This window comes from Aquabacterium sp. (genome assembly GCF_030652515.1).
Classification (GTDB): domain Bacteria; phylum Pseudomonadota; class Gammaproteobacteria; order Burkholderiales; family Burkholderiaceae_C; genus Aquabacterium.
In genome coordinates this window covers 20196-31131 of the sequence record NZ_JAUSAR010000217.1, presented here as the reverse complement: position 1 = coordinate 31131, position 10936 = coordinate 20196, and the positions used below count along the sequence as shown (strand labels likewise).

General features: G+C 65.8%; 12 protein-coding genes. 8 read left to right on the top strand and 4 right to left on the bottom strand.

The genetic code is table 11. The features are described from left to right. Positions 1-8 precede the first annotated feature (8 nt). Genes cobO through Q7V20_RS23535 form a run of 8 tightly spaced genes read left to right on the top strand, consistent with a single transcriptional unit; the run spans position 9 to position 7335 of the window. Positions 9-578 carry a cob(I)yrinic acid a,c-diamide adenosyltransferase gene (gene cobO / locus Q7V20_RS23570; protein WP_304796561.1) on the top strand — a complete coding sequence of 190 codons (570 nt, stop codon included), beginning with the start codon at positions 9-11 and terminating at the stop codon, positions 576-578. Between the two features lie 10 nt (positions 579-588). Continuing rightward, the gene (cbiB, locus tag Q7V20_RS23565; protein ID WP_304796558.1) at positions 589-1521 is read left to right on the top strand and encodes an adenosylcobinamide-phosphate synthase CbiB; all 933 of its coding nucleotides are present in this window, start codon (positions 589-591) and stop codon (positions 1519-1521) included. Continuing rightward, positions 1521-2555 carry a histidinol-phosphate transaminase gene (locus tag Q7V20_RS23560; protein WP_304796556.1) on the top strand — a complete coding sequence of 345 codons (1035 nt, stop codon included), beginning with the start codon at positions 1521-1523 and terminating at the stop codon, positions 2553-2555. Before cbiB ends, Q7V20_RS23560 begins: the two co-directional genes overlap by 1 nt. Next, positions 2552-4054: a cobyric acid synthase gene (locus Q7V20_RS23555; protein ID WP_304796553.1), complete on the top strand. Its 1503-nt coding sequence runs from the start codon at positions 2552-2554 to the stop codon at positions 4052-4054. The genes Q7V20_RS23560 and Q7V20_RS23555 overlap by 4 nt, the downstream gene beginning before the upstream one ends. Further along, positions 4051-4881 carry an ABC transporter substrate-binding protein gene (locus tag Q7V20_RS23550; protein WP_304796550.1) on the top strand — a complete coding sequence of 277 codons (831 nt, stop codon included), beginning with the start codon at positions 4051-4053 and terminating at the stop codon, positions 4879-4881. The genes Q7V20_RS23555 and Q7V20_RS23550 overlap by 4 nt, the downstream gene beginning before the upstream one ends. After that, positions 4878-5939: a nicotinate-nucleotide--dimethylbenzimidazole phosphoribosyltransferase gene (gene cobT / locus Q7V20_RS23545; protein WP_304796547.1), complete on the top strand. Its 1062-nt coding sequence runs from the start codon at positions 4878-4880 to the stop codon at positions 5937-5939. The genes Q7V20_RS23550 and cobT overlap by 4 nt, the downstream gene beginning before the upstream one ends. Then, complete coding sequence (gene cobS / locus Q7V20_RS23540; RefSeq protein ID WP_304796544.1) at positions 5939-6784, top strand: adenosylcobinamide-GDP ribazoletransferase; 846 nt, start codon at positions 5939-5941, stop codon at positions 6782-6784. The genes cobT and cobS overlap by 1 nt, the downstream gene beginning before the upstream one ends. After that, a complete protein-coding gene (locus tag Q7V20_RS23535; RefSeq protein ID WP_304796542.1) occupies positions 6781-7335 on the top strand; it encodes a histidine phosphatase family protein in 555 nt (184 codons plus the stop codon). The genes cobS and Q7V20_RS23535 overlap by 4 nt, the downstream gene beginning before the upstream one ends. 19 nt (positions 7336-7354) lie before the next feature. Here Q7V20_RS23535 and clsB read toward each other — a convergent pair whose 3' ends face one another. The 4 genes from clsB to Q7V20_RS23515 all read right to left on the bottom strand — a co-directional run bounded on the left by clsB (position 7355) and on the right by Q7V20_RS23515 (position 10901). Further along, complete coding sequence (gene clsB, locus Q7V20_RS23530; protein ID WP_304796540.1) at positions 7355-8668, bottom strand: cardiolipin synthase ClsB; 1314 nt, start codon at positions 8666-8668, stop codon at positions 7355-7357. Beyond that, positions 8668-9480, bottom strand: a complete 813-nt coding sequence (locus Q7V20_RS23525; RefSeq protein ID WP_304796726.1) for an endonuclease/exonuclease/phosphatase family protein — start codon at positions 9478-9480, stop codon at positions 8668-8670. Before Q7V20_RS23525 ends, clsB begins: the two co-directional genes overlap by 1 nt. Positions 9481-9555: 75 nt before the next feature. After that, on the bottom strand, positions 9556-10068 hold the full coding sequence (gene nudB, locus Q7V20_RS23520; RefSeq protein WP_304796537.1) for a dihydroneopterin triphosphate diphosphatase: 513 nt from the start codon (positions 10066-10068) through the stop codon (positions 9556-9558). Beyond that, entirely contained in the window at positions 10065-10901 is an 837-nt protein-coding gene (locus tag Q7V20_RS23515) for a CsgG/HfaB family protein (protein ID WP_304796534.1), read from the bottom strand. Before Q7V20_RS23515 ends, nudB begins: the two co-directional genes overlap by 4 nt. Positions 10902-10936: the final 35 nt, after the last annotated feature.

Sequence of the window (10936 nt, the reverse complement as noted above, 5' to 3'; positions counted from 1 at the left end):
AAACCCTCATGGAAATCGAATCCCCCCCCGTAGACCGCCAGGTTGAAAAACCCGATGGCGAGCGCCGTGGCCTGCTGCTGGTCAACACCGGCGATGGCAAGGGCAAAAGCACCTCGGCCTTTGGCCTGGCACTGCGCGCCCATGGCCGTGGCAAGGCCGTCAAGATCTACCAGTTCATGAAAGTGCCCAGTGCCCGCTTTGGCGAGCACCGCGTGTTCGAACAACTGGGCGTGCCAATCGAAGGCCTGGGCGATGGCTTCAGCTGGAAGAGCCGCGACCTGGAGCATTCGGCCCAACTGGCCCGCGATGGCTGGGAGCGCGCCAACGCCACCATCCAGGCGGGCGAGCATTTCCTGGTGGTGTTGGACGAGATCATGTACCCCTTGCGCTACGGCTGGATCCCGCTGGAGCCCGTGCTCGCGGCCCTGCGTGATCGCCCCAGCCATGTGCACGTGATGTTGACGGGCCGTGGATGCCCGCAAGAACTGATCGACATCGCGGACACCGTGACCGAGATGGCCGCAGTCAAGCACCACTACAAGGCCGGCGTGCCCGCGCAACGCGGCATCGAAGACTGAAGCAGAAGCGATGTTGCCCTGGGTGACCCTGTTGGCCATGACCGTGGCGCTGCTGATCGACCGACGTTGGGGAGAGCCGCCGGCGTGGGCGCACCCGGTGGTCGCGATGGGGCGTTACCTGGGGTGGCTGGGGCCGCGCCTGAGTGCCTGGCGTCCCGGGCTTGCTTTCTTCGGCGGTGCGCTGGCCTGGTGGGTGGGCGGCCTGCTGGTGGTGATGCTGGCCTGGTGCGCGCAGAGGGGGCTGTCAGCGTGTCCTTGGTATGTCCAGGTGGTCTTGCTGGGCGTGCTGCTCAAGCCGCTGTTGGCTTGGCGCATGCTGCGCGATGAGGTGTCCTCGGTGGAGCGAGCCTTGGGCGAGTCACTGGAAGCCGGGCGAACACAACTGCAACGCCTGGTCAGTCGCGACGTGAGCCAGCTTGACGAGGTGGCCGTGCGTGAAAGCGCCATCGAGTCGCTGGCCGAGAACCTGAACGACTCCCTGGTGGCGCCGTTGTTGTGGTTTGCCGTGGGAGGCCTGGGCGCTGCGGCGCTCTACCGTTTTGCCAACACCGCCGACGCGATGTGGGGTTATCGCGGCCGCTACGAATGGGCGGGCAAATGGGCGGCCCGCGCGGATGATGTGCTGTCGTGGATACCCGCTCGCGTCACGGCTGGGCTGCTGTGCTTGTCGGCGGGTGCCATGCCTGCCTGGTCGGAAATCGCAAGGCAGGCCCGCGCCACGCCATCGCCCAATGGCGGCTGGCCCATGGGTGTCATGGCGCTGTTGTTGACGGTGCGCTTGAGCAAGCCTGGGGTGTATGCGTTGAACGAGTCCGCTCAGTTGCCCGAGTCGCGACACACCGCGCAAGCCTTGGCCCTGGCGCAACGGGCGGTGTGGTGGGGGGCGGCCTTGAGTGCCATGTTGATCGTGGTGTCGGCCCCTTGGGCATTGGGAGTGCATTGATGATTTTGCCCTTGAACGAACATGGCGGCCCTGACAGCGGCCCGCCCATCACGCATGACTTTTCCAGCAATGCGAATCCGCTGGGCGCGCCCGATGAGGTCATGCGCGCTATCCAGGCGGCGAATCGCCAGCACTACCCTGATCCCGATTACCGGGCTTTGCGCGAAGGCCTGGCTCAGGTGCTGGGCATCCAGCCTGCACGCGTGTTGCCCACGGCGGGCAGCAGCGAGGCCATTCGCCGATTGACCCTGGCCGCATCACTGCGCGGTGTGCGCCAGGTGTGGGTGCCGCAACCCGGCTACGGCGACTACCGAGCCGCCGCGCTGGCCTTGGGCATGGACGTGCAAGGCTATGCCAGTGGCGAGGCCTTGCTCAGTGCATTGACCGGGCAGCTGGGCCCATCGTTGGTCTGGTTGTGCGAGCCCTGTAACCCCACCGGTCAAAGCCTGCCGCCGTCGTTCTGGGCCGCGCTGGCCGATATCCGTCATCAAGGTGACGTGATCCTGGTGCTGGACCGCGCCTACGAGCCCTTGCGCTTGCTGGGACAGGATCCCGTGCCGACCACCCTGGCCCATCAGTGCTGGCAACTGTGCTCACCCAACAAGGCGCTGGGCCTCACAGGCGTGCGCGCCGGGTATGTGATCGCCCCTGTGGATGATGTGAGGATTGATGGGGTGAGCGTCCAGGCTTTGGCCCCCAGCTGGGTCTTGTCCGCCGAAGGCGTGGCCATGCTGCAGGCCTGGCATCAGCCCGGCACGCAAGCCTGGCTGGCCCGGTCACGCGAGATGCTCGCGCTGTGGATGTCGGCCCAGCAAACGGCCCTCACCCGCCTGGGCTGGCATTGCCTGCCGTCGGTGGTGCCCTTCATGCTGGCCCGGCCGTCGCAACCCGTCAACTCGCTGCGAAGCCACGGCATCAAGCTCAGGGATGCCACCAGCTTTGGCCTGCCAGGCTGGGTGCGCTTAAGTGCGCAAGCGCCCCACGCGCAACAAGCCTTGTTCCAGGCATTGGCCCAGATGGAGATCGCCCGATGAGCGCCAAAGCCGTGATGGTGCTGGGCACCACCAGTGGCGCTGGCAAAAGCTGGTTGACCACGGCGCTGTGCCGTTGGTACGCCCACCAGGGCTTGAAGGTGGCCCCTTTCAAAGCCCAGAACATGAGCAACAACGCCCGCGTGGTGCCCGGCTTGAACGGCCGCCTGGGTGAGATCGGCAGCGCGCAATACTTCCAGGCCCTGGCCGCTCGCACCCGTCCGGAAGTGCGCATGAACCCGGTCCTGCTCAAGCCTGAGCGCGACACCGCCAGCCAGGTGGTGGTGCTGGGCGAGGTGCGCCCCGACCTGCACCAGGTGCCCTGGCGCCAGCGCAGCGAGCAGCTGTGGCCCTTCGCGCGCGATGCCCTGCTGGCCTTGATGGCCGAAAACGACGTGGTCGTGATCGAAGGCGCGGGCTCGCCCGCCGAGATCAACCTGCACCACAGCGACTACGTCAACATGCGCACCGCCTTGGCAGCACAAGCCGCTTGCCTGCTGATCACCGACATTGACCGGGGCGGGGCCTTTGCCCACCTCTTTGGCACCCACCAGCTGTTGCCCGAGCATGAACGCGCCCTGATTCGCGGCTATGTCCTGAACCGCTTCAGGGGGGACGCTGCCTTGCTGGCCCCGGGCCCCGAGCAGCTACAGGCCCTGACGGGCGTGCCCACCGTGGCCGTCCTGCCCATGTGGCGTGGCCACGGCCTGCCCGAAGAAGATGGTGTGTTCGATGACAGCGCCACTGGCCCTGGCACGTCCCAGGCCCTCAAGCGCATCGCCATCGTGGCCTATCCGCGCATCAGCAATCTCGACGAATTCCAGCCATTGCGGTCAGCACCCGGCGTGCGCCTGGTCTGGGCGCGGCATCCCGCCGATCTGGAGGGCGCCGATTGGGTGATCTTGCCCGGGTCCAAGCACACGACCTCCGACCTGGCCTGGTTGCGAAGCCAGGGCCTGGACGCGGCGATTCAGCGCCATGCGGCCGCTGGCGGTGCCGTGCTGGGCGTGTGTGGTGGCTTGCAGATGCTGGGCCAGACCTTGATCGATGCCGAGGGCGTTGAATCAGACTCCGCAAGCGTCGACGCCTTGACCTCAACCCCGGGCCTGAACCTGCTGCCCTTGGTGACCACCTTCGAACGCGACAAGCTGTTGCTGGAGACCCAGGCGGCTTTTGGCCCCACAACAGGCGCGTGGTCTAGCCTGAGCGGCACCCATGTCCAAGGCTACGAGATTCACCACGGTCGCACCGCCGCGCGATCTGCCCAAGCCGGGTTGTTGGAAATCCTTCACAACGACCAAGGCGACTCCCTGGGTTGGCAGCAAGGCAATGTGATGGGCCTCTACCTTCACGGCCTGTTCGAATCACCCACCGCCATGCGCGCCCTGTTCGGCATCGAGGCCCCATCGCTGGACGCGGTGTTCGACGGCCTGGCCGACTTCATCGACCAGCACTTCTCGCCCGGCACACTTCTGAACCTCCTCAACGCGCCCACCGCATGAACACAACATTGCAAGGCCCCCAACGCATCGCCTGCCTGTCGACCGAATCGGTCGATGTGCTCTACCGCCTGGGCGCGCAAGACCGCATCGTCGGCATCTCGGGCTTCACCGTCTACCCACCCCAGGCCCGAGAAGACAAGCCCAAGATCAGCGGCTTCAAGACCGGCAAGCTGGAACGCATCCTCGACGTCAAGCCCGACCTGGTGATCGGCTTTTCCGAAGTGCAGCGCCCCCTGCTGGACGCTTGTGCAGAGGCGGGTGTGGAAGTCTTGTGGTTCAACCACCGCAACCTGGCCGGTGTGTCCGACATGGTCCGCCAACTGGGCGAGGTCGTGCAGAGCACCGGAGCGGCAGCGCAACTGGTGAGCGAACTGGAAGCCATCCAGGCCAAGGTGGCCCAAGCCGCCCAGCATCTGCCCTTCAAGCCCCGCGTTTACTTTGAAGAATGGCACTCGCCCCTGATCTGTGGCATCGCCTGGATCAGCGAAATCATCCAATTGGCCGGCGGCATCGACGTGTTCGCCGACACCGCCCAACGCTTTCCATCGCGTGAGCGCGCCGTGACGCCCGAGCAGGTCCTGGCCGCCGAGCCGCAGCTCATCATGGGCGCCTGGTGTGGCCAGCGTTTCGAGCCCGAGAAAGTCCTGGCCCGCGAAGGCTTCCCAGCCCTGAACGCCATGATGCAGGACATCCCTTCCTCCGACATCCTGTCACCCGGACCGGCCGCCATCGAGCGCGGCCTGGTCCACATCTTTGACGCCATTGCCCGCTGCGCGGGCACCACCCCACAAGCCCTGGGCTTCGACACGGGAGCACCCCAATCATGACCAAGTTGAACGCCATCACCGACCTGCACAGTCCTGCCCGTGCCCTGCGCCTGCAGCACCTGTTGGACCACAAGACCAAACCCCTGGGATCACTGGGACGCCTGGAAACCCTGGCCCTGCAACTGGGTTTGATCCTGGGCACGGAAGCACCGCAGCTGACGCAGCCTCAGATGGTGGTCTTTGCGGGCGATCATGGCCTGACCGCACAAGGCATCTCCCTGTTTCCCAGTGATGTGACCTGGCAGATGGTGGAAAACTTCCTCGCCGGTGGTGCTGCGGTCAGCGTACTGGCCCGCCAGCATGGCCTGGCTTTGACCGTGGTGGACGCGGGCGTGGCCCATGATCTCGCGCCACGCCCTGGCCTGCAACTGCGCAAGATCGCCCCCGGCACGGCGGACGCCAGCCAAGGCCCCGCGATGACGCCCGCCCAATGCCAGGCCGCGCTGGACCAAGGTGCCGAGGTCGTGCGCAGCTTGCCGGGCAACGCCGTGCTGCTGGGCGAGATGGGCATCGGCAACACCTCCAGCGCGGCCTTGCTGATGGCGCGTCTGACCGGCCTGCCCATCGAGCAATGCGTGGGGCGTGGCACCGGCCTGGACGACGCTGGCGTGCAGCGCAAGCTGGCTGTGCTGCGCCAGGTGCTGGCTCGCCACGAACAAGCCATCGAGCCTCTGCAAGCACTCGCCGCGATGGGTGGTTTCGAAATCGCCATGATGGCCGGGGCCGTGCTGGAAGCTGCCGCGCAGAACCGGGTCATCGTGGTCGATGGCTTCATCGCCAGCAGCGCGGTCCTGGTGGCGCAGGCGCTGCAACCACTGGTCCTGCAACGCTGCGTGTTCGCTCATCAGTCCGATGAACAAGGCCATGCTCGAATGCTGTCCCACCTGAAGGCCCAACCTCTGCTCAACCTGGGCCTGCGTTTGGGCGAGGGTTCCGGGGCGGCTTTGGCTTGGCCGCTTTTGGAATCCAGCTGCCGCATCCTGGCCGAGATGGCCAGCTTTGAGTCGGCCGGGGTCAGCACCGCCGATGGCGACATCAGCCCAGGGCAGGGCGCCTGATGATTGGCCCGCGCCTCGTGCATGAACTGCGGCTGCTGCTCGTGGCCGTGCAGTTCCTCACCCGCGTGCCCGTGCCGCGCTGGGTGGGCTTCGAGGCGACATGGCTGAATGAATGCGCGCGCCACCTGCCCCTGGTGGGCTTGGGCATCGGCGCATTTGGCGCGCTGGTCTGGGGCTTGGCGGTGCAAGTTTGGCCACCCACCGTCGCGGTGGTGTTGAGCATGGCAGCCACGGTGTGGCTGACCGGTGGTTTTCACGAAGATGGTCTGAGCGACACCTGCGATGCCTTGGGCGGCACCGTCAGCCGCGACAAAGCCCTGATGATCATGAAGGATTCGCGCATCGGGGCCTACGGCGCCATCAGCCTGGTCCTGATGCTCGGACTGAAGGCCGCCACCTTGAGCGGCCTGGCCCAGCATGGCCTGTGGTGGCCGGCCTTGGCCTTGATCTGGGCCCACGCCGCCTCGCGTGCCGTGGCCGTGACCTTGATGCGCTGGCTGCCCTACGCGGGTGACATCGAGCATGCCAAGGCCAAGCCGCTGGCCCTGAGTGTGCGCTCCGGTGCAGTGGTGGTGGCCTGGTGCTGGGTGCTGCTGGCCACCGTGGGCCTGGTCTTCGTTTCGCCTTTCAAGGATCCCTTCGCGGTCCTCCTGCCTGCCATGTTGTCGGCCGGTCTGGCCTGCGGTGTGGTGGCCCTGGTGTGCACCCGCTGGTATCGACAGCGCCTGGGCGGCTACACCGGCGACACGCTGGGTGCCGCACAGCAGTTCAGCGAAGTTGCGGCTTTGCTCGCGTGGTTGGCGGCGGTCAATCATGGGGCCGCCGTGGCCTCCTGCCTCTCATGAGTGATCAGGCAAAGCCAGGCACTGTGTGGGCCTGGCGCCATCCCAAACCTGAGAAGGTGGTGGGCCGCTGCATCGGCCGCACCGATGTGGTCGTGCCCGCCCGCCGCGCCAAGCGACTGGCCCGGCGCATCCAGAAGGTAGCGCGCCGACACGGCTTGGCACAGGTCGTGCACACCTCGCCCCTGCAGCGTTGCGCCTTGGTGGGCCGCTATCTGCGGCGCTGGGGCTGGACCCATGTGCGGGATCCCGCCCTGATGGAACTGGACTTCGGCACCTGGGATGGATTGCCCTGGCGAGACATCCCACAAGAGCACATCGATCAATGGTGTGAGGCTTTCGCAATCCATGCGCCGGGGGATGGCGAAGCCTTGCAGTCCTTGCTGACCAGGGCGGCGGCCTGGTCACCCATTGGCCAACACACCGTGGTGGTCGGGCACGCAGGCTGGATGCTGGCGCGGCGTTGGGTCCACGACCATCCTCAACAGCCACCGCAGCAGGCTGCTCAGTGGCCTGCCTCGCCGCCTTACGGGGCCTTGTGGCGTTTGCCTTGATCCAGGCACTCCCGTTTCTTCAATACCGCCCGGTGACCCCCGCCAGTCGCAGGTAAGTCTTGGCCATCCAGGCGATCGTTGAACGCCGTACCCTCGTCACCCAACTGCGCTGCCGAACCAGTGGCGCCGGGATCTCCACGCTTTGTTCAAAATCGTGCAACAAGGCGGTCGACAGCGTGCGCACAAAGCCCCGGTCACGCACGATCAGGTTGGCCTCCAGGTTCAACACCAGCGACAAAGGATCGAGGTTGGACGAACCAATCGTGGCCCATTCGTCGTCCACGCACAGCACCTTGGCGTGCAGCAGCGCGGGCTGGTACTCAAAAATGCGGACCCCATGCAACTGCAGGTCGTGGTACAGCACCTGGGCCGCGATCGCCGCGATCTTGTAGTCCGCCTTGCCCTGCAGCAACAGCCTGACCACCACCCCGCGCTTGGCGGCGTTGCGCAGCGCATGTCGCAAGGCCCGGGCGGGGTAGAAATAAGGCGTGACGATGTCCACCCGTGTGCGCGCATGCTGGATCGCTTGCAAGGCCGCGCGCTCGATGGTGCGCCGCTGCAGCAGGTTGTCGCGCAACACAAAAGCGCAGCGCATGGGCAGGTTGGTGGCCGAGGCAGCCGACAGGTGCCGCTGCGCTCTGGGTGGCAGCCGCAGCCGGGCCTTTTCCCACAAGGCACGCAGCCGTTTCATGCTGCGGTGATCCGCCATCCAGTGAACGATGTCATCGCGCCAATCCCGGCCCACGGCGGCCCGTGTCCACATGGCCTTGACCGTGTGCGCCATGGGCATCACGGCGGGGCCCTTCACCTGCAAAGCATAGTCCAGCCGTGGGTTGGAGGACCAACCCAGCGCCAGATCGTATCGGTCATCGATCAGGTTGATGCCCCCCACGAAGCCTTCCTTGTCGTCGATCACACACAGCTTCATGTGCATGCGCCGCCATTGCGATGAATCCAGCAAGTTCAGCAAGCCACGCACGGGCCGATACACCACCAGCTTGATGCCCGCTTCTTCCAAGTCTCGCCACAGCGAGCCCGGGGCATCGCGCGAGCCCACGCCATCCACCACGAAGTGCACGTCAATGCCCCGCTGAGCCGCCTTCATCAAGGCTTGAAGCACCGACTGGCTTTGCCCGATCGGTGACACCATGTAGGTGGCCATCCACACCGACCGTTTGGCCGTGTTGATGCTGGCGCACAAGGCCGGGAACTGTTCTGCTGCGCCCTTCAGCAAGGTGACCTGGTTGCCCCCGGTGAACATGGGCTTGCGCTGGCCATACCAGGCCAGGCCACGCAAGGCATGCGCCGAGTTCTGTTCGGGCAAGGGGTTCATCAGGCGTTGTCGATGTCCAGTTCAACGACCAGGGGCAGGTGGTCTGACATGCGCGGCCAGGCGCCACCACGCGGCACCATCACCGACTGGCAGGTCAAACCCCGTGTGTAGACCCGGTCCAAAGCCAGCACCGGGATGCGCGAGGGGAAGGTGGGCGTGTTCGGGGCCTTGGGCAAACCCGCGCGCTTGAGCTTGGCAGCCTGCAACACCGGGTCGAGCTTTTCGTTCCAGTCGTTGAAGTCGCCCGCCACCACCACCAGCGCATCGGGCGGCAAATCCCTGATCACCAGGGCAGCCAGGTGCTCGGCCTGCCGCACACGGCTGGCGTGGATCAGGCCCAGGTGCACCACGATCACGTGGATCTCGATGCCGCGCCAGAACACTGGCACGTGCAGCAGGCCGCGCTGTTCGAAGCGGTGGTCCGACACATCATGGTGGCCGATGTTGCCCATGGGCCAGCGGCTCAGCAGGGCGTTGCCATGCTCGCCATCCTTGGTGGTGGCGTTGGTGCGGTAGGCCACCTCATAGCCTTCGGGCGCCAGAAAATCGGCTTGGGGCTGTTGCGGCCAGCACATGGGCCCGTAATCGGTGCGCGAAAAGCGCTTGGCCTCGGCCTTGTGGAAATGGCGCACCTCCTGAAGGCAGACGATGTCGGCGTCAAAGGCCTCGACGGCCAGGCCCAGGTTGTGGATTTCCAGGCGCTTGGTGGGGCCCATGCCCCGCACGCCCTTGTGGATGTTGTAGGTGGCCACCCGCAGGTGCGTGGACGACTGCGTTGAAGGCGGCAACAGTGAAGACTGGAGTGGGTTCAGCACGGCGGATCATTCCAACAGCGGCGCGAACGAAAGTGTTCACCCCCACACCATAGCCGCAACTGGCCCCGTCGTTCAGACGGTTGAAGGGCCGGCTTTCCCGCTAAATCGAGGGAGTTGCAAAATCGCCTCGGCGTTCGAGGGCGAAAAGCACCGGTCGGCCGCTTCTTGCCAGGGCAGCCAGGCCCAGGCGGTGTGCTCGCGCGGCGCCAGGGTGATGGGGGTGTCGCGTGGCACGCACAGGCCAAAAACCCGTTCGGTGTTGTGGGTCACGCCCGGGGCGTAGCGGTGCCGCCAGACCGGATAAATCTCGTAGATGTTCTCGATGGCCCAATCCTGCAAGGCGTCCAGCGGCACGGCATGGCTGCCGATGACGATGCCGGTTTCTTCGGCCACTTCCCGCGCGGCCGTGACGTCCCAGGGCTCGTTCTCAAGGTCTTTCGACCCGGTCACGCTCTGCCAGAAACCCGGTTGCTGGGCCCGCTCGATCACCAGCACGTCCAGCTCGGGCGTGTGGATCACCACCAGCACCGACAGTGGGATCTTGGGCGGGCGAGCCTTGGCGTTCGCTGGAGAGCCCACGCTCACGGTTTGCCCAGCACGGCCACGGATGGTGGCAATGGCTTGGCCTGAAGCTCCCGCACCTGGCTGACCAGCTTGTTGTGCGCATCGAAAAACGCCGCAGCAATCACCTTGCCTTCGTTGGAGTTGCTCCAGCCCAGACCACCGGCCCCACCCAGCTTGCCCGCCACGAAACCGCCCACGCCCAGGTCGGTGACCTTGACCGAGCCTGTGGAGGCCGCCAGTTGCTCCGTGGTCTCGTTGTCGGTCAGCAGCAAGGCCACCTGCGCTTCCTTGATCTTGACCTGGTCCACCAGGCCCGCCAGCCCGGCGATGTCACGCAACACCGGAATGGCCGCGATGATGCCACTGATGCCTCGGCCAGCGTCTTGCTCACTGAAAGTCAGGCTGGGCACCAGCGTGTATTGAGCCTCAAAGCCCTTGCCTTTGGCCACGGTGCTGTTGGCGCGCACGATGCCCGCTTCCTTCAGCTCGTTCTCCTGGATGGTGCTGCGCAGGCCGGCTGCGCGGTCCACCACGCGGAAGCAACCGCTTTGCTGCGCGATCAGCTTGAGCAGCGGCACGGGCGAGGCTGGCAACTGATAGTGCGAGGTCATGGTGTAGCCATTGGGGTTCTCGGCCAGCGCCAGCGTGGCCACGGGTGCGTTGCACGTGACCAAGCCACTGTCCGAGCCTTGGGCGCCTTTGGGCCCGGCGGAGCCCGCCACCACCGAGCCGCCCTGGCCCAACTCGGTTTTGGCCTGCTGGGTGGTTTGCTCGCCACAGCCCGCCATGCCCAGGCCAACGATCAGGGCCGAAGCCGCGATCAGGGTGCGATGAGGTGTGCTTGCTGGCGACATGGCCGACTCCGTGAGTGTTCAAAAAATGGACAAAA